Origin of the sequence: Paenibacillus marchantiae, assembly GCF_028771845.1 — a bacterium.
Lineage (GTDB): Bacteria > Bacillota > Bacilli > Paenibacillales > Paenibacillaceae > Paenibacillus > Paenibacillus marchantiae.
Genome location: NZ_CP118270.1, coordinates 5,898,502 through 5,916,622, shown reverse-complemented (window position 1 = coordinate 5,916,622; position 18,121 = coordinate 5,898,502). Strand labels below are relative to the sequence as shown.

Here is an 18,121-nt window from a genome sequence, read left to right as displayed (position 1 = left end):
TAAGCTAGGTGATGGAATAATTCACCCATGTGCCGCGAGCAGCTCCAAGGCGTTCAAATAACTGCTGTGCCCGCTCGTTGGTTGCTGCTGTGATCCAGGACATGTAAGCACATCCGTGTTCACGTGTATACTGCTGACAATGTTCAAACAGTTTGGCCTCGGCTTCGCCTTCTCTGCAAGCTTCCGTCACAAACAAGTCATTCATAATGGCAACGCGGTTTGCCTTCATCGTGCTGTAGGTAAAATAGAGTGTAGCGAATCCGATGAGTTCACCCTCCTGCTCTGCAACGAATTGAACACCTATCTGCTGATCAAGCAGGTTTTTGATTAAAAGCTCGATTGCCTGATCACCAGGCCAGGGGTTGTTATAAAAGCCGACGACATACTCGTGCATTAATGCACTCAGCGGTAGTACATCATTAGAGTGAGTTGGTCTGATATTTAGCGTCATGGGACACATCCTTAGAAATTTATTTATAGATTTAATAATTGAATCATTATACATTGAAATGAATTTATATTCAAAATAAAACAATAAACTGAATCACCAACTTAAGTCCATGGTTATTTGAGAAACAAAAAAATCCCCTGAACAGTCTTTTGTTCCGGGGGATTTTACGTTGCCTAACCGGGTTGAAAAGCAAGCCTCTTATCCATTTTTGATCGTGGATGGCAGACTTTTAACCAGCTCTTCGTTTGGCGTCACAAATAAGGTCTTCTGGTGGTCATAAATGACAAAACCTGGTTTGGAGCCACTCGGCTTGCGTACATGTCGGATAAAGGTGTAATCCACCGGCACGCTGCTGGATTCTTTGGCTTGACTGAAGTAAGCTGCGAGTTGTGCGGCTTCCTCCAAGGTTGCTTCGCCAAAGTCTGTACTGCGAATGACGACATGTGAACCCGGGATGTCTTTGGTGTGCAACCAAGTGTCATTGGAAGAAGCCAAACGGTTGGTGACGTACTCATTTTGCAGGTTGTTTTTGCCTACGAGAAGTTCAATTCCCTCTGAAGAAGTAAACTGATGCACTGTAGGGCGGTCGTTTTTCTTTTTCTTTTTGCCTTTTTTGTTGCGGTCGCGAAGATAACCCTGTTGCACAAGCTCATCGCGAATTTCCTCGATGTCGTTCATGGATGCGATAGACAGTTGCTGGAGCAGATTGTCGAGATAGTCGATCTCGTCTTTCGTTTTTCCAAGCTGCTCATGAATAACAGCCAGACTGTTCTTATATTTGTTATATCGTTTGAAATAACGTTGTGCGTTGTCAGACGGTGTAAGTAATGGGTCAAGCTGAATGGTAATGTTCGCTTGATCTTCATCATAGAAGTTCACAAGCTCCACACTTTTGTCCCCTTTACTAACCTGATGCAGGGAGGCAAACAGCAGCTCACCCCATAATCTGAATTTATCCGCGTCGTCGGCTTCCAGCAGATCCTTGTTCAGGTTGTCCAGCTTTTTGATGTTTTTGCTGCGCTCATTTTGCAGAAAACGTAGCAGATCGCTCACTCTTTGCTTGACCGTATCCCGCTCGGCCTTGTCTCCGTAATAATCTTCCATACACTTGCTCATCGTGTCATAGGTTTTCTCTGCGTCCTGAATGCTCTGAAGCTGAACGGCTGAGAAAATCATTTTGCCTTTAGCATTTAGCCCAGTCACAGGCGTATAACTATTATCTCTTACTGGCCCTATGATGGACTCAAAGGCATTCCACAGCGCATCGGCTTCGATTTGAGCCTCACCTTCACTTGCAGCTTGATCGTTACCTTGATTAGCAGATACCCGAGAGGTAATCTCTCCTGCGATCAGCGGACTAAGACCGCTGAATGAATTCACCAGCCAGCGAGAGGCCTCTTCTTCAGCAGCAGTATAGCTATTTTGGAATTCAGTGCTGCTCACTTCCAGCGGATTGCTTTTATGCTGCTCTGGTGGCTCGGTGTACGAAAATCCAGGCATAATGACCCGGTAACTACTGATGGACGGGGTTACGTGATGAATTCCATCCAGAATCGTTCCCGTGATCGGATCGACCAAAACAATATTACTGTGACGCCCCATCAGTTCAATGATGATCCGTTTGACCGAAACATCACCCAGTTCATCGCGCTGACGCACATCGATATGAATAATCCGCTCCATACCAATCTGACGAATTTCCTCAATGATCGCACCCTCGCAGTGCTTACGCAGCAGCATGCAGAACATGGGAGCTTCAGTAGGGTTAAGAAACGTTTTTTCGGTAAAATGCACACGCGGATATGTCGGGCTTGCCGAAATAAGCAATTTGCTATTTCCACGCTGAGCACGGAGGGTCAGTACAACATCATGGCCGTTAGGTTGATGTATTTTGCTGATGCGTCCGCCCTTGCAGCCTTGCAGTTCATGTACGATAGCTCGTGTTACGATGCCGTCCAATGCCATTTTTTTCAACGTCCTCTCTATCTATAACTGAAATGAACACCGGGATATGTAAAAAAGAACCCGTTGCAGATTCGTATTTGTTTGTATAGCAATAAATCGGATTGCCACTGTGTATATAACCACAGACCTTTATTTTAGCTTATTCTGCCCATCAGGGAAAGGATTCGCCATCGGGTGCTAATTAGGGTCCTGTCCGAATACATATAGAGCAGGTAGTTTGTCCGGCATCGCGTACAACCTGTTGATTAGCATAGCCGGTGTAATATGTGTGACGTTTTACAGAGGAAATACAGACTGGGAGGGAATTTTGAAGCATGGAACATACCAAGTGGCACCAACTTAGCGTTGAAGAGCTTCGTAACACTCTTGGCGTCAGTCTTGAGGAAGGATTAACCGAAGAGACTGCAACCGAAAAGAGGAAGACCGCCGGTTCGAATGAGCTGAGCGAAGGAAAGCGCATATCTCCAATTACATTATTGCTTAATCAATTTAAGGATTTCATGGTTCTGGTGTTGATGGGGGCCACACTGGTGTCCGGATTGCTTGGAGAATACTTGGATGCTGTAACGATTGTTGCCATCATTGTGCTTAATGCCATTCTTGGTTTTGTACAGGAATTCCGGGCGGAGCGTTCCCTTCGTGCATTGAAACAATTGTCGGCCCCACTGGCCAAAGTGCTAAGGTCAGGTCAGGAATTACATCTTGAGGCAAAACTTCTGGTGCCAGGGGATATCGTGCTTGTGGAGAGCGGTGATCGCATACCTGCCGATGTACGCTGGCTGTCCACGAACAGCCTCGATGTGGAGGAATCTGCACTTACTGGGGAATCGGTTCCTGTAAGCAAACATTGCCATCCCATAGCTGCGGAGGATGTGCCGCTAGGAGATCAGAAGAACATTGGATTCATGGGAACGATGGTCACTCGTGGTACCGCCAAGGGCGTTGTGGTCCGGACGGGAATGGATACCGAGATGGGCAAAATCGCCGACCTGATCCAGAATACGGAGGAACAGGAAACACCGCTGCAACACAGGCTGGAACAGTTGGGTAAAATATTGATTTTTGTGGCGCTCGGATTAACCGTCATGGTTGTTGTTGCAGGTATTTTGCATGGACAACCGGCAGTAGGTATGTTTCTGGCAGGCGTCAGCCTCGCAGTGGCCGCCATACCAGAAGGGTTGCCAGCGATTGTAACGATTGCGCTAGCCCTTGGCGTACAGCGTATGATCAAGCGAAAAGCGATTGTGCGCAAGCTTCCCTCCGTCGAAACCCTTGGTTGTGCCTCGGTCATCTGTTCGGATAAAACGGGTACGTTGACCCAGAACAAGATGACGGTTACGGACGTGTGGCTGGAAGGACGCAGCATCAAGGTCACCGGGGATGGTTATGCACCAGAAGGACAGATGCTGGAGAATGGTCGTACCTTGGAACTGAAGAGTGACCAGACATTGCGGAGAATGCTTCAGATCAGCGCATTATGTAATAATGCCAGTATTATCGAGAGTGTTGGAGATGAGATGCGGAATAAAAAGAAAGGTAAAGAGACAAATAAGGATAGTAAGAAAGAAGCGAAGAAAGGTACAAAGAAAGGTACAAAGAAAGGTACAAAGAAAGATCATGTTAATGAAACGGTCAAGGAAAACAGCGTGGTATGGGAGCTGAAAGGCGACCCTACGGAAGGGGCGCTTGTAACACTGGCCTCCAAAATGGGACTTACCCCCGCTGGCCTCAAAGAGTTATATGCACGTGAGCAGGAGTTCCCGTTTGACTCTGACCGGAAGCGGATGTCTGTCTTGGTTCACCATCAGGGTGGGCGGATGGTCTACACCAAGGGTGCACCAGATGTGCTGATTGGGCAATGCAGCTACATTTTGTGGGAAGGCAATGTTGTACCTTTCACAGGAACGCTGCGGCAGAAAGTCATGGCGGCGAACGAGAATATGGCGGGTTCTGCACTGCGGGTTCTGGGGATGGCTTACCGCGATGTACGGCCGAATGAAAAAGTAGAGAATGAACATGCTGCCGAGAGCCAGCTCGTCTTTGTCGGGCTTGCAGGCATGATTGACCCACCGCGGCGTGAGGCACGGGATGCAATTGCGACTTGTCGCAGAGCAGGCATACGTACCGTTATGATTACGGGCGATCATGGGACGACGGCAGAGGCTATCGCCCAACAGTTAGGTATTCTTCCACGGGGTGGGGCTTCACTTAGCGGACAACAATTGGCGGGTATGACGGACGAGCAGCTGGATAAACAGGTAGAGGGCATTTACGTATTTTCACGAGTATCACCTGAGCACAAACTGCGGATTGTAAAATCATTGCAGCGTAAAGGGCATGTCGTAGCGATGACTGGAGATGGCGTGAACGACGCACCAGCCATTAAAGCAGCAGACATCGGTATTGCGATGGGAATTACCGGCACGGATGTGACGAAGGAAGCATCGGCGTTAATCCTGAGTGATGATAATTTCTCTACTATAGTAGCTGCAATTGAAGAAGGGCGTAATATTTATGAGAACATCCGCAAGTTTATCCGGTATTTGCTAGCATCCAATGTTGGCGAGATTTTAACGATGTTTTTCGCGATGATGATGGGACTGCCTTTGCCACTCGTGCCGATCCAGATTCTGTGGGTCAACCTGGTGACGGATGGATTGCCAGCGATGGCACTTGGTGTGGATCAGCCGGAAAAAGATCTGATGGAACACAAGCCGCGTGGCGCCAAGGAAAATATTTTTGCCAGACGATTGGGTTGGAAAATTGTCAGTCGGGGTGTATTGATCGGGCTTTGTACACTCGGGGCGTTCTGGCTTACCCTACAGGCCGCGCCAGATGAACCGGGTCAGCTCATTAAAGCTCAATCTGTTGCCTTTGCTACTCTCGTTTTGGCACAGCTCATTCATGTATTTGACTGCCGTAGTTCACGCTCCATTTTCCACCGCAATCCATTGCAGAACAAGTACCTGGTATTTGCAGTTATTTCATCCATCGTGCTGATGCTGGCGGTCATGTATGTAGAGCCGTTGCAGCCTATCTTCAAAACAGTACCACTGGGTATGCGTGAATGGGCCATTTCCATCGTTGCCGCAGGTATTCCAACCTTCCTGATGGGAGTGGGCAGCGTGTGGGGAGGTCGTCGCAACCGTCGCCGCATGGGCCCAGGCCGCTTCGTACCGAAAAGTACAAAGTTTTCGGCATAAAATCAATAGCAATTGCTTATCGTTTTCGTTATGCTATCCTCAAAATGATTCGAGGCGAGATTCCTCGGCATTTTGCAGGATAGCTTTTTTTATTGGAAATGTTGGATATGAATATCCAGGGTATCCTGTAGAGAAGCAAGAATAACGCTTTGGCAGCAGACTGCCAAAAGGAGTGGGCAAGGTTATGGAATTTACAAAAATGCACGGACTCGGCAACGATTTTATTGTTGTGTTTGGAGAACAACAGCTTCCGGCTGATGCAGCAGAATTGGCTGTAAAATGGTGCAACCGTTTCTTCGGTATCGGTGCGGATGGCCTGGTTTATATACTGCCTTCAGAGAAGGCGGATTTTCAGATGCGCATCATGAACTCGGACGGCTCGGAAGCAGAGCAATGTGGCAATGCCATACGCTGTGTATCCAAATATGTATATGATCATGGTCATGTGACCCAAGAACAGATTACGATTGAAACCATTGGTGCGGGCGTACAACCAGTAAGCTTGAACATTCGTGATGGTGAAGTGCAAACCGTTCGTGTGGATATGGGAGAGCCTATCCTGAATGGACTTCAGGTTCCAACGACCGTGGATGCCAATCCAGTGGTGGATCATTCCATTGAAGCAAATGGACAGGAGTTCAAATTTACGGCCGTCTCCATGGGTAATCCTCATGCTGTCATCTATGTGGATGATGCTGTGAATTTTGATCTATCGACATGGGGGCCACTACTTGAGGTTCATCCCATGTTCCCGAAAAAAATCAATGTAGAGTTCGCAACGGTTCGCGATCGCGGCTATGTGGACATGCGTGTGTGGGAACGCGGTGCTGGACCAACACTTGCCTGTGGAACCGGAGCTTGCGCAACACTGGTATCATCCGTTCTGAACGGACATACGGATCGCACAGCGGTGATCAGTCTCAAGGGTGGCGATCTTCATATTGAGTGGAACGAAGCCGACAACCACGTGTACATGACTGGACCTGCTGAAGTTGTTTTCAAGGGAGTCACTTCGTAAAGAATACGTTTAAATGAGGAGGCCTTAGGGCCTCTTTTTTTGCAGTTATATGAATTCCTACTAGTCCAGAGGGTTATAGAAACTGAATTTCACGAAAAACCTGTGTTTTTCTTCGTTTTCAGATGTTTTTTGTGTTACATTAGTATGAAATGATCAGTCAGGCGGGGGGGAAAAGGGATGAAGGCGGATTTACGCAGTGTAATGCAGGAACGGGTCCTCATAGGGGATGGGGCGATGGGAACTTTCCTGTATCAGATGGGATTCCCAGTAGGGATTTCTTATGAAGAGTTGAACTTGATATCACCTGAAGTGGTGGCAGATGTGCATCGTCGTTACCGCGATGCAGGTACGGAAATTCATGAAACCAATACGTACTCTGCCAATTACGATAAGTTGTCCAAGTTTGGTCTGGAGTCCAAGGTCGAGGATGTCAACCGTGCCGGTGTACGTATCGCCAAAGAAGTAGCTGGCGCAAACGGTTATGTTCTGGGTGCGGTTGGCTCCATTCGTGGAGGAAAGCGGACGAACGTATCAACAAGTGAATTGAAGCGTTTCTATCAGCAACAGATTTTTGCACTGCTCGAAGAAGGAGTGGACGGCATTCTGCTCGAAACCTTCTATGATATCGAGGAAATGGATATCGCCCTCCTGCAGGCTCGCAAGCTGAGTGATCTGCCCGTGATTGGACAGTTCGCTGTTGAGGATGTAGGGCACACACTGGATGGATATACGATGCCAGAAGCTTTCCGAATCATGCGTGAGCAAGGGGCTGACGTCATTGGTTTCAACTGCCGTTCCGGTCCAAACGGAATTATGCGGGCGATGGAGACGGTGTCAGGCCGTATCGGTGTGCCGATGTCTGTTTACCCGAATGCGGGTGCAGCGGATTACGTCGATGGTCAGTTCCGTTATGGAGCGTCCCCGGAATACTTCGGACAGACGGCAGTGCAATTCGCTGATCTGGGCGCACGTATCATCGGTGGCTGCTGTGGTACAACACCTGATCATATCGCCGCAATTGCCCAGGCTCTTGTTGAATACACACCTGTTCCAATACTGGAACCTGATCCATCCGAGTCGAAACCGCGTATTATCCTGCATGAGAATGTAGATGAACGGTCTGGACGGGGTGGGCAGCCTACGATTGTGGATCTGGTCAAACAACGTCATACGGTCATCGTCGAACTTGACCCACCGCGTGATCTCGACATTGCGAAGTTTATGAAAGGTGCCGAGACATTGAAAGCAGCAGGTGCAGATGCGTTAACATTGGCTGATAATTCCCTAGCGGTTACCCGGATGAGTAATATGGCTCTCGGCCATCTTGTTCAGGACCGTACAGGATTGCGCCCATTGGTGCATATTGCATGTCGTGACCGGAATCTGATCGGGACACAATCGCACATGATGGGATTTGATGCTCTAGGCATTAATCATGTACTCGCTGTAACAGGTGACCCTGCACGATTTGGAGACTTGCCCGGATCAAGCTCGGTATACGATCTGACTTCTTTTGAAATTATACGTATGATCAAGCAGTTGAACGACGGCGTATCCTTCTCCGGTAAACCGCTCAAGCAGAAGGCGGGATTTGTTATTGGTGCCGCATTCAACCCGAATGTGAAACATTTGGATAAGGCTGTACAGCGTCTTGAGAAAAAGATTGCTTCCGGAGCCGATTATATTATGACGCAGCCGATATACGATCCTGAACTAATCGTAGCCATGCATGAAGCGACCAAGCATCTGGATGTGCCGATCTTTGTAGGGGTAATGCCGTTAGCCAGCGGCCGAAATGCAGAATATCTGCATAATGAGGTTCCGGGTATTCAGCTGTCGGATGAAGTGCGTTCCCGGATGGCTGGTCTCGAAGGCGAAGAAGGTCGAGCAATGGGTGTAAAGATCGCCAAGGAGCTTCTGGATGTAGCAACAAAACATTTCAAAGGAATCTATTTAATGACTCCATTTATGTTCTATAGTATGACGGCCGAACTGACCCAATATGTGTGGGAGAAGTCGGAGCATCAATGTCCTACTTGTTTCAACCCTAATAATCAATTACAATAGTGTAACGGATGTGATGCCGATGTCATTCAGTATGACCGGATACGGTCAATCCGCCTTTCATTTTGGAGGCTATAAGGTACAATTGGAAATCAAGTCTGTCAACCATCGTTATTGCGAAGTGATGATGCGTCTCCCGAGAGAGTGGACGTGTTATGAAGACGGATTGAGGAAAAAGGTACAGAGCCGCTTAAAACGTGGGCGGATTGATGTTTATGTAATGAAAGAAAAAGATGAAGACCAGGCTCTTCCCGCTGTTCTGAATGAGCAGGCGGTCAGGGCCTATCTTCAGGCCGCAGAGCAATTGGAAAGCCGCTATGGTATGCAGGGCAAACCGAGTATTATGGATATGCTGGCACTTCCAGATGTCATGGTTCATTCGGATGGGACGAGTTCGCTTCCGGAAGAGCAGAAGGACGAATGGGAGCGTGTCCTGCAGCAGGGGTTGGAAGAGGCTTTATCCGGTCTGGAGCAGATGCGCGCCCGCGAGGGTCTTCATCTGGCCAGTGATCTGGAACGACGTGTCAGTCGTCTGGAATCACTGCATACCGAGATGCTTGCTCTTGCGCCGACTGTGGTGAGTGATCATCGCAACAAGTTAAGACAAAGGCTTACGGAAATGCAGGAAGAAGGCTCTTTCCCTTTTGACGAGCATAAATTAGGTATGGAAATTGCTATGTTTGCCGATCGTTCTAACATAGAGGAAGAGCTTACGCGTCTACAGAGTCACTTTGGACAGAGCAGGGAACTGCTGAAAAGTGATGAGCCAGTAGGCCGCAAGTTGGACTTTCTTATTCAGGAGATGAATAGGGAAGTCAATACGATTGGATCAAAAGCCAACCATTTGGCTCTGGTGAACCGTGTTGTCGAGATGAAGGCGGAACTGGAGAAAATTCGTGAGCAAGCGGCGAATATCGAATGAACGGTCATATTTCGGCAAAAGAGTCGCATGTATAGGGGGAAGAACCTGATTATGGCAATCAAACTCATTAACATTGGATTCGGTAACATCGTATCGGCGAACCGGATTATATCCATCGTGAGTCCGGAATCGGCGCCGATCAAGAGAATTATACAAGAGGCAAGAGACCGTCATATGCTGATAGACGCAACATACGGAAGACGTACTCGTGCCGTTATTATTACGGATAGCGATCATGTCATTCTGTCTGCGGTTCAGCCAGAAACGGTCGCCCATCGTCTTTCTTCGAAAGATGATGACAACGACGAATAAAATGGAGTGTAATATGTCTAAGGGATTACTGGTAGTGTTGTCCGGCCCATCAGGGGTCGGGAAGGGTACAGTATGCAGCGCTTTGCGCAAACGGGTGCCGGAATTGATTTATTCTGTATCGGCAACGACTCGTCAGCCACGTCTGGGTGAGGAACATGGCGTCAATTATTTCTTCAGAAGCCATGAAGAATTCCTGAACATGATTGCTGAAGATCAATTGTTGGAACACGCAGAATATGTAGGGAACTACTACGGAACACCGCGTGATTTTGTGGAGAAAACGATTAACGAAGGCCGGGACATCATTCTTGAGATTGAAGTTCAAGGCGCGTTGAAAGTGAAAGAAAAGTTCCCGGAAGGGATCTTTGTATTTCTGTTGCCTCCTTCATTGGACGAGCTTAAAGATCGCATTCAGGGCCGTGGTACGGAAAGTCAGGCGACGATTGATCACCGGATGTCCGTCGCGGTAGATGAGATCAGTCTGCTGGAGCAGTACGATTACGCTGTCGTTAATGATGAAATTGATTTGGCGTGTAAACGAATAGAAAGCATCATTATCGCCGAACATTGTAAGATCAATAAATAATCCATTTGCCGCCGCAAAATGCGATAATCAGTGGAGCTGCTGTCATAGGATATATGAGAGTAGCTCCAGTCTGGTTAACGTATCCAGCGGTGCACCATGATTCCGTCAGGCGGCGAATTGTGATTATACTAATGCAAAGAGGTGTTTTGTAAATATGCTGTATCCTTCTATTGATGAAATGATGAACAAAGTCGACAGCAAGTATTCCCTTGTTGTTGCCGCTTCCCGCCGGGCAAGACAGCTTCGTGAAGGTGAGAAAACGGATTTGAGAAATGCCAGATCCCATAAACAGGTTGGCGTTGCACTTGAAGAAATTTATGGTGATCTGCTCGTTGTCATCAAAGGACAGGACGAAGAGGAAGAAGAGTAAGCCGCCTGCGGCTGCTCTTCAACTGCATACGGCGCAAGCCGGATTTATTTGACAACCGCGAGGTTGTTATTTTTTTCTCTATTCATCCTTATAAAGGTCGTATATATCGGGGGGATAACCATGTTGAACGGTAAAAAAATCGTGCTTGGTGTGACTGGCGGCATAGCCGCATACAAGGCGGCTACATTATGCAGCAGGCTGGTGCAAAAAGGAGCGGACGTTCATGTCATTATGACGAATTCCGCGAAACAGTTTATTACCGAATTAACGCTGCAAACCTTGACCCGAAATGTAGTATATAGTGATACATTTGATGAGCGGGAGCCTTCGGTCGTCTCGCATATTCATCTGGCTGATATGGCCGATCTTGTGTTGGTTGCTCCGGCAACAGCCAATGTGATTGCCAAAATGGCACATGGGATGGCAGATGATATGCTCTCAACAACCTTGCTTGCAACCACTGCTCCGGTGATGATTGCGCCAGCGATGAATGTACATATGTATGATCATCCGGCGGTACAGCATAATATGTGCCTGTTAACCGAGCGCGGAACCATGATGATTGAACCGGGTGAAGGTCAACTGGCATGTGGGTATGTGGGTAAAGGACGGTTGGAAGAACCAGAGACGATTGTCGATGTGGTGGAACGTTTTTTTGAACAGCAGGAATCTGTTAAACGGGAACGTAATGAACAGCTTTCTTTGTTGAGCGGGAAGAAGGTTGTGGTCACTGCAGGAGGTACCATAGAACGCATTGATCCGGTAAGGTACATTACCAATGATTCCTCAGGAAAAATGGGTTTTGCCATTGCAGCGGCAGCGCATGATCTGGGGGCAGATGTGACTTTGGTTATGGGGAATACCCAGGTTCAGCCACCGGCGAATGTACAGGTGATCCCGGTGCAGTCAGCGCAGGATATGTATGATGCGGTAGTAAGCCAATGGGATAATGCAGATATCGTGGTTAAGGCCGCAGCTGTTGCGGATTATCGCCCCAAGGAAGTGTACACAGAGAAAATCAAGAAGAAAGGCGATACATTATCGCTTGAACTTATTAAAAATATAGATATTCTTGAAACGCTGGGTAAGCAGAAGAGCCATCAATTTTTGATTGGCTTTGCTGCGGAGACAAATTCATTAGAAATGTATGCACGTGAGAAACTGGAACGGAAAAACTGTGATCTGATCGTAGCCAATGATGTCACCCAGGCGGGTGCCGGATTTGGAACAGATACCAATGCGGTGCACATCTATGACCGTGAAGGTTTGGTGGAAGAGCTTCAGGTGGTGGCCAAGGAAGAGGTGGCCCGCCGGTTGCTTTCGATTGCGGCGGAGCGCATTGCCGGGAGGAATTAATATGGAGATCGCCAAGGTTATTGTCGATGTTCCTGTGAAGGAAACGGACCGGCCGTTTGATTATTTGGTGCCGGAATCCATGCGTGAATGGATTGAGATTGGCAGCAGGGTAGGTGTACCTTTTGGTCATCGGACGGTGCAGGGTTTCGTGATTGATCTGGTGCCTCGCACGGGTACGGAGAAATTCAAACTCAAACCGATTCAGGAATTGCTGGATATCGTTCCGCCGTTGTCAGAAGATTTGGTTGAATTGGCCGAATGGATGAGTGAACGTTATGCCAGCAACCGTATTTTGTCTTTGCAGGTGATGGTACCGACTGCGCTAAAAGGGAAAGCAGAACGGTATATCTCCCTTGGAGATGCGCTGGATGGACAAATGGCAGGTTCGGCGTCAGGCGAAGAAGTTCTTTTTGTGTGGGGAGAAGAGTCTACTTCAGAAAAGGTGCAGCAAGATATTATTCGTTTTGTGAAGAGTCGTGGGCAGGTTCCCTTACAACAACTGAGTCGTAAATACCCCAATCATGCTGCGCTGATCAAGAAGTTGCTGCTCAGTGGTGTCCTGCTGGAAAGTCAGGCGATTAAGGACAAGCTGAATAAAAAAACGATGAAATCCATTGATCTTGCTGTGGATGTAGCGGCTGCGGAAGAGGCATTGAATTCATTCCCGGCAAAGGCACAACGGCAGAAGGAAGTTTTGGCTTTCTTGCTGGAAATGAAAGAACTGTTGCCGATGGCGATGAAAGAATTACTGTCCACACTTCAGGTATCAGCGGCTACAGTCAAAGGTCTGGAGGAGAAAGGGCTGGTTGTAACGGAGGACGTCGAAGTCTTTCGTGACCCTTATCAAGGCCGTAAGTTCCGTGCGACCGAGCCATTGAATCTGACCGAAGAGCAGCAGCATGTCTATAACAATATTAATGGTCGATTGCAGGAAAGGCGCCATGGCGTCTTTTTGCTTCATGGTGTAACAGGCAGTGGTAAGACGGAAGTATACCTCCAGACCATTCAGCGCTGTATTGAACAGGATCGACAGGCAATTGTGCTTGTACCCGAGATTGCATTGACCCCGCAGATGGTTGAGCGTTTTAAAGGACGTTTTGGTGATCAGGTTGCTGTGATGCACAGTCGTCTGTCTGGTGGAGAGCGTTATGATGAGTGGCGCAAAATTCGGGAAGGTCAGGTGAAAGTTGCCATTGGCGCCCGTTCAGCAGTCTTTGCTCCGTTTAGTCGTCTTGGTCTGATCATTATGGACGAGGAGCACGAGACTTCATATAAACAGGAAGAAACCCCGAAATATCATGCCCGTGATGTAGCGGTAAAAAGAGCACAGCAGCATCAGGCGGTCGTTGTCCTGGGTTCAGCGACACCTTCGCTGGAAAGTTACTATGCTGCCCGTTCACAGAGCAATGATGATTTTGCACCACTTTTGTTGGAGATGCCTACCCGCGCACTTGGTAATAAGCTGCCGGAGGTACGGATTGTTGATATGCGCGAAGAGTTGAAGGACGGAAATCGCTCGATGTTCAGCCGCGCCTTGCACAAAGGATTGGAAGAGCGGTTGGAACGCGGGGAACAGACCGTGCTTCTGCTGAATCGACGTGGCTATTCCACCTTTGTGATGTGTCGCAGTTGTGGATACGTTGCAGGCTGTCCCGAGTGTGATATTTCATTAACCTATCATCAGCGCTCCAATAATCTTCGTTGTCACTATTGTGGATATGCGGAAGCAGCACCAGAAGTGTGCCCGGATTGCGGCAGTGAGCATATTCGATATTTCGGTACAGGTACGCAGCGGGTAGAGGAAGAATTGGCGAAGCTGTTCCCGGGTATTCGCGTCATTCGGATGGACGTGGATACAACGAGCGAAAAAGGTTCGCATGAGAAGTTGTTGAAGCAGTTTCGTGAGAAAAAGGCAGACGTATTGTTGGGTACCCAGATGGTTGCCAAAGGGCTTGATTTTCCTGATGTCACCTTGGTTGGAGTCATCACAGCAGACTCGGCACTTAATTTGCCAGATTTTCGGGCTGCCGAAAAAACATTTCAGCTGCTCACCCAGGTGGCGGGCCGTGCAGGTCGACATCAACTGCCGGGCGAGGTGTTCGTTCAGTCCTATACACCAGAGCACTATTCGATTGGGCATGCGAGCCAGCATGACTATGTTTCGTTTGTCCGGGAGGAATTATTGCATCGGCGCAATTTGCAGTACCCGCCTTACTGTCGCCTGATTTTGGTGACCTTCTCACATGAGCAGCTTCCGGTACTGATCCGGCTGGCTGAGAACTACACACGAATACTGAAAGAAAAGGCAAATGCTGCTGGCTGGTTAGGCAGTTTGGATCGTTTCAGCAATGATGCCTTTGACGTGCTTGGCCCGGTAGCCTCACCAATTCCTCGGATCAAGAATAGATACAGATTCCAATGTATGATAAAATGGCGGGGGGATGTCGACGCCATTGGACTGGCGCTCGCGACGGCCCGGCGCATGGACGACGATGTTCAGGCGCAAAAACTGCAAATTAGTCTGGATGTAGACCCGCAAATGTTAATGTGAGCATTTGTATTAAAATGCGGATGTAAACAAGCGGTATAAACATAGATTAAAAACAACATGAATGATGGCTCGATCTTAAAATCAGTTTTTGATACCTGCTACATAGCAGAAAATCAGTACTATTTTTGAAATGAGCCTGATGTCCTGAAATTATGATGAGGATTAGGAAGGTGCTTACAACATGTCGATTCGTATTATCGTGAAAGAACCGGATGAGGTACTACACAAAAGAGCTAAAGAAGTAACTAAAGTTACACCTAATGTACAGAAACTGCTGGATGATATGGCAGATACAATGTATGACGCTGAAGGCGTAGGTCTGGCTGCACCACAGGTTGGTATTTTGAAACGGCTTATTGTGATCGATTGCGGAGATGAGCAGGGGCTGATCAAGATGATCAATCCGGAGATTATTTCGAGTGAGGGAGAGCAATTTGGACCCGAAGGCTGCTTGAGTATCCCTGGCATTAACGGTGATGTGCGTCGTTTTGAGACGGTTACAGTCAAAGGGCTGGACCGCGAAGGCAAGGAACTGATTATTACGGGCAGCGGGCTGTTGTCACGCGCATTCCAACATGAGATTGACCATTTGGATGGCGTGCTCTTTACGGATATTGCTGAAAAAGTGTACGAAATTGCAGCCGATCAAACTGGGCCGCGTCGTAACTAAGGAGTGATCGATTTGAATATTGTTTTTATGGGAACGCCTGAATTTGCAGTTCCATCTCTCGATATGCTTATTGCCGAGGGATATAACGTGGTTGGGGTAGTGACACAGCCGGATAAACCACAGGGACGTAAAAAGGTGCTTACACCAACACCAGTCAAGGCTGCGGCAGAACGCCACGGCCTGCCTGTATTTCAACCAGTGAAACTGCGTGCTCCAGAAGCTGTAGCCCGATTGGCTGAATGGAAACCGGATCTGATTGTGACGGCGGCTTTTGGGCAGATTCTGCCCAAGGCTGTGCTGGATATGCCTGTTCGTGGTTGTGTGAACGTGCATGGCTCTCTTTTGCCAAAATATCGCGGTGGTGCCCCGATTCAACGCTCCATTATTAATGGAGAGCCAGTGACGGGAGTTACGCTGATGTTTATGGCGGAAGGCTTGGATACGGGAGATATGATCTCACGTGTGGAAGTGGCGATTACGGATGAAGATACATCAGGATCCATGTTTGTAAAGCTCAGCGAAGCGGGTTCCAAATTGCTTCAGGAAGAAATGCCGCGGCTGGTTGCTGGCGAAACAACGGCTGTCCCACAGGATGAAGCCGAGGCTTCGTATGCACGTAATCTGACTCGGGATGACGAGAAGATGGACTGGAATCGCACGTCGCGTGAATTGTTCAATCAGATTCGCGGTCTTGTGCCGTTCTCGGGTGCATTTACGATGTGGGATGATCAGGTCTTCAAGGTCTGGGCAGCAGCAAATCCGAAGCAGGCGGATGTACTCTCGTCGTCGGATGCTGGACAAGCTGAGCCGGGAACGGTGTTACAATTGGGCAAAAACGGGATTGAAGTTCGCACAGGTGACGGTTCTCTCTGGCTTACTGAGGTTCAGCCCGCGGGCAAAAAAGTAATGCAAGCTGCTGACTTTGCCCGTGGTGGTACCCTGAAACCAGGAACGGTGCTGCAATGAGCGGAAATACACCGGGCCGTCCATCAGGAAATGGTCATAAAGTCGCAGGAGATGCATCCGGGCGCGGAGGAAACCAACGTCGTCCGAACACAGGAAAACCGGGTCGTGCAGGAAATTCATCTGCATCCCCATCTTCGGCAAATGGTTCCTCACGTTCCGAACGGCCCAAAACATCTGCTCGTACACTCGCCGTAAAGGTACTGAGCGCCGTTGAGCAAGAAGGAGCTTACAGCAACCTTGAGCTGAACCGGCGTCTGAAAGAGGCCGAGCTAAGTCCGGCAGATGCTGGACTGGCTACAGAATTAGTCTATGGTACGATCGCGAGACGGAATACCCTTGATTATTATCTGGAACGCTATGTAGCCAAAGGTGTATCCAAGCTGCAACCTTGGGTTCGCAGCCTGCTGCGCATCAGCGTGTACCAGATGTTATATCTGGACCGTATTCCAGAACACGCGGTAGTGAGTGAAGCCGTCAATTTGGCTAAGAAATTGGGTCATCAGGGCATCTCCGGTATGGTGAATGGCGTTCTGCGGAACATGATTCGCAATCGTGATGAGCTGCGCATCCCTGAACATCTGCCCGCTGCTGAACGTATCTCACTGGAACATTCTCACCCGCTGTGGATGGTCGAACGCTGGATCAGTCAATATGGTGAAGAGACAGCGGAAGCGATCTGTCGTGCAAATAATGAACCGCCTGCGGTTAGTGTTCGTGTGAACACGACAATGACTACACGTGAGAAACTGATGCAAGAGATGGTGAGCACGGGGGCGATCGTGGAACCTTCCCGACTTAGTCCAGACGGTATTCTCGTTCGCAGTGGTGGCAACATGGCTCTTACGTCCTGGTATCGGGATGGCTTGCTGTCCGTTCAAGATGAAAGTTCCATGCTTGTAGCCGAGGCAGTTGGGCCTGAAGAAGGTCAGACTGTATTGGACTGCTGTGCAGCTCCCGGCGGAAAGACAGCCCATATGGCTGAGAAAATGCAGGACCGTGGACGGATTGTGGCTAATGATGTACATGCTCACAAACGTCAGTTGATCATGGATCAGGCAGATCGTCTGGGACTCAGCTGCATTGATGCTGTGACAGGTGATGCGCTTGATCTGGATGCGCGTTATCCGGAGGCATCATTTGACCGTATTCTGCTGGATGCGCCATGTTCCGGTCTAGGTGTTATTCGCCGCAAGCCGGATGTCAAATGGACCAAAACTGTGGAAGATATCCACGATATCTCCAATCTGCAACGTGAACTGTTGGATCGGGTTGCACCGCTATTAAAGCCAGGTGGTATTCTGGTGTATAGTACGTGTACAATCGAGCCTGCGGAGAACGAGCATAGAGTTGCTGACTTTTTGGACCGGCATCCGGAATACAAGGCGGCTGAAGAGTCTGCCTGGTCTGGTCTGGAAACAGCCGAGTGGAAGGTTGTGAACGGTGGCGTGCAGATCCTGCCACAGTACGCTCACAGTGACGGATTTTTCATTGCCAGGTTGACAAGGATAGCGGATTAACAGTTTAATAGAGCACTGAAGGATAGCCGCCGAGGGGAACTTCGGCGGATTTCTTTGTGATTAGCCTCAAGGTTTAACATCAGTAAAAAGTGATGATAGGGTGCGATGCAGGCACTGAGGTGTTATAATGCATGAAGTACAGGCATCAAGGGTATACATGGATGTAAAGT

14 protein-coding genes are annotated in these 18,121 nt (G+C 48.6%); 12 read left to right on the top strand and 2 right to left on the bottom strand.

Translation table 11 applies throughout. The annotated features are described in order from the left end of the window. Positions 1 to 4: 4 nt before the first annotated feature. Positions 5 to 451, bottom strand: coding sequence for a GNAT family N-acetyltransferase (locus PTQ21_RS26630; RefSeq protein WP_274567730.1), 447 nt, complete (start codon positions 449 to 451; stop codon positions 5 to 7). Positions 452 to 649: 198 nt separating this feature from the next. Beyond that, the gene (locus tag PTQ21_RS26625) at positions 650 to 2,416 is read right to left on the bottom strand and encodes an Rqc2 family fibronectin-binding protein (RefSeq protein ID WP_274567727.1); all 1,767 of its coding nucleotides are present in this window, start codon (positions 2,414 to 2,416) and stop codon (positions 650 to 652) included. A gap of 314 nt (positions 2,417 to 2,730) precedes the next feature. Here PTQ21_RS26625 and PTQ21_RS26620 point away from each other — a divergent pair, with 314 nt between their 5' ends. From PTQ21_RS26620 to rsmB, 12 genes are all read left to right on the top strand, one after another. Continuing rightward, the gene (locus PTQ21_RS26620) at positions 2,731 to 5,619 is read left to right on the top strand and encodes a cation-translocating P-type ATPase (protein WP_274567726.1); all 2,889 of its coding nucleotides are present in this window, start codon (positions 2,731 to 2,733) and stop codon (positions 5,617 to 5,619) included. Between the two features lie 184 nt (positions 5,620 to 5,803). Beyond that, positions 5,804 to 6,637, top strand: a complete 834-nt coding sequence (gene dapF, locus PTQ21_RS26615) for a diaminopimelate epimerase (protein WP_090810756.1) — start codon at positions 5,804 to 5,806, stop codon at positions 6,635 to 6,637. A 177-nt stretch (positions 6,638 to 6,814) separates the two neighbouring features. After that, positions 6,815 to 8,704 (top strand): bifunctional homocysteine S-methyltransferase/methylenetetrahydrofolate reductase, encoded by a 1,890-nt coding sequence (locus PTQ21_RS26610; RefSeq protein ID WP_064636607.1) that lies wholly within the window; start codon positions 6,815 to 6,817, stop codon positions 8,702 to 8,704. Positions 8,705 to 8,723: 19 nt separating this feature from the next. Beyond that, the gene (locus tag PTQ21_RS26605; RefSeq protein WP_064636609.1) at positions 8,724 to 9,623 is read left to right on the top strand and encodes a YicC/YloC family endoribonuclease; all 900 of its coding nucleotides are present in this window, start codon (positions 8,724 to 8,726) and stop codon (positions 9,621 to 9,623) included. A gap of 51 nt (positions 9,624 to 9,674) precedes the next feature. Beyond that, positions 9,675 to 9,935: an extracellular matrix/biofilm regulator RemA gene (remA, locus tag PTQ21_RS26600; RefSeq protein WP_006209218.1), complete on the top strand. Its 261-nt coding sequence runs from the start codon at positions 9,675 to 9,677 to the stop codon at positions 9,933 to 9,935. Positions 9,936 to 9,948: 13 nt separating this feature from the next. Next, positions 9,949 to 10,521, top strand: a complete 573-nt coding sequence (gene gmk / locus PTQ21_RS26595) for a guanylate kinase (protein WP_024631121.1) — start codon at positions 9,949 to 9,951, stop codon at positions 10,519 to 10,521. 154 nt (positions 10,522 to 10,675) lie between these two features. After that, positions 10,676 to 10,891 (top strand): DNA-directed RNA polymerase subunit omega, encoded by a 216-nt coding sequence (rpoZ, locus tag PTQ21_RS26590; protein ID WP_024631120.1) that lies wholly within the window; start codon positions 10,676 to 10,678, stop codon positions 10,889 to 10,891. Positions 10,892 to 11,011: 120 nt separating this feature from the next. After that, complete coding sequence (gene coaBC, locus PTQ21_RS26585; protein ID WP_090810754.1) at positions 11,012 to 12,247, top strand: bifunctional phosphopantothenoylcysteine decarboxylase/phosphopantothenate--cysteine ligase CoaBC; 1,236 nt, start codon at positions 11,012 to 11,014, stop codon at positions 12,245 to 12,247. A 1-nt stretch (position 12,248) separates the two neighbouring features. After that, positions 12,249 to 14,798, top strand: a complete 2,550-nt coding sequence (gene priA / locus PTQ21_RS26580) for a primosomal protein N' (RefSeq protein ID WP_274567723.1) — start codon at positions 12,249 to 12,251, stop codon at positions 14,796 to 14,798. Positions 14,799 to 14,979: 181 nt separating this feature from the next. Then, complete coding sequence (gene def / locus PTQ21_RS26575; protein ID WP_024631117.1) at positions 14,980 to 15,468, top strand: peptide deformylase; 489 nt, start codon at positions 14,980 to 14,982, stop codon at positions 15,466 to 15,468. 12 nt (positions 15,469 to 15,480) lie between these two features. Beyond that, positions 15,481 to 16,434: a methionyl-tRNA formyltransferase gene (gene fmt / locus PTQ21_RS26570; RefSeq protein ID WP_063565603.1), complete on the top strand. Its 954-nt coding sequence runs from the start codon at positions 15,481 to 15,483 to the stop codon at positions 16,432 to 16,434. Further along, complete coding sequence (gene rsmB / locus PTQ21_RS26565) at positions 16,431 to 17,951, top strand: 16S rRNA (cytosine(967)-C(5))-methyltransferase RsmB (protein WP_274567719.1); 1,521 nt, start codon at positions 16,431 to 16,433, stop codon at positions 17,949 to 17,951. Before fmt ends, rsmB begins: the two co-directional genes overlap by 4 nt. The last annotated feature ends 170 nt before the right edge of the window (positions 17,952 to 18,121 follow it).

Bases quoted from the DNA above. Each gene is read 5' to 3' on its own strand.
- PTQ21_RS26625 (WP_274567727.1), bottom strand. From the start codon at position 2,416: ATGGCATTGGACGGCATCGTAACACGAGCTATCGTACATGAACTGCAA.
- PTQ21_RS26605 (WP_064636609.1), top strand. From the start codon at position 8,724: ATGTCATTCAGTATGACCGGATACGGTCAATCCGCCTTTCATTTTGGA.
- rsmB (WP_274567719.1), top strand. From the start codon at position 16,431: ATGAGCGGAAATACACCGGGCCGTCCATCAGGAAATGGTCATAAAGTC.
- PTQ21_RS26610 (WP_064636607.1), top strand. From the start codon at position 6,815: ATGAAGGCGGATTTACGCAGTGTAATGCAGGAACGGGTCCTCATAGGG.
- def (WP_024631117.1), top strand. From the start codon at position 14,980: ATGTCGATTCGTATTATCGTGAAAGAACCGGATGAGGTACTACACAAA.
- rpoZ (WP_024631120.1), top strand. From the start codon at position 10,676: ATGCTGTATCCTTCTATTGATGAAATGATGAACAAAGTCGACAGCAAG.
- remA (WP_006209218.1), top strand. From the start codon at position 9,675: ATGGCAATCAAACTCATTAACATTGGATTCGGTAACATCGTATCGGCG.
- coaBC (WP_090810754.1), top strand. From the start codon at position 11,012: ATGTTGAACGGTAAAAAAATCGTGCTTGGTGTGACTGGCGGCATAGCC.
- PTQ21_RS26630 (WP_274567730.1), bottom strand. From the start codon at position 451: ATGACGCTAAATATCAGACCAACTCACTCTAATGATGTACTACCGCTG.
- PTQ21_RS26620 (WP_274567726.1), top strand. From the start codon at position 2,731: ATGGAACATACCAAGTGGCACCAACTTAGCGTTGAAGAGCTTCGTAAC.
- dapF (WP_090810756.1), top strand. From the start codon at position 5,804: ATGGAATTTACAAAAATGCACGGACTCGGCAACGATTTTATTGTTGTG.
- gmk (WP_024631121.1), top strand. From the start codon at position 9,949: ATGTCTAAGGGATTACTGGTAGTGTTGTCCGGCCCATCAGGGGTCGGG.
- priA (WP_274567723.1), top strand. From the start codon at position 12,249: ATGGAGATCGCCAAGGTTATTGTCGATGTTCCTGTGAAGGAAACGGAC.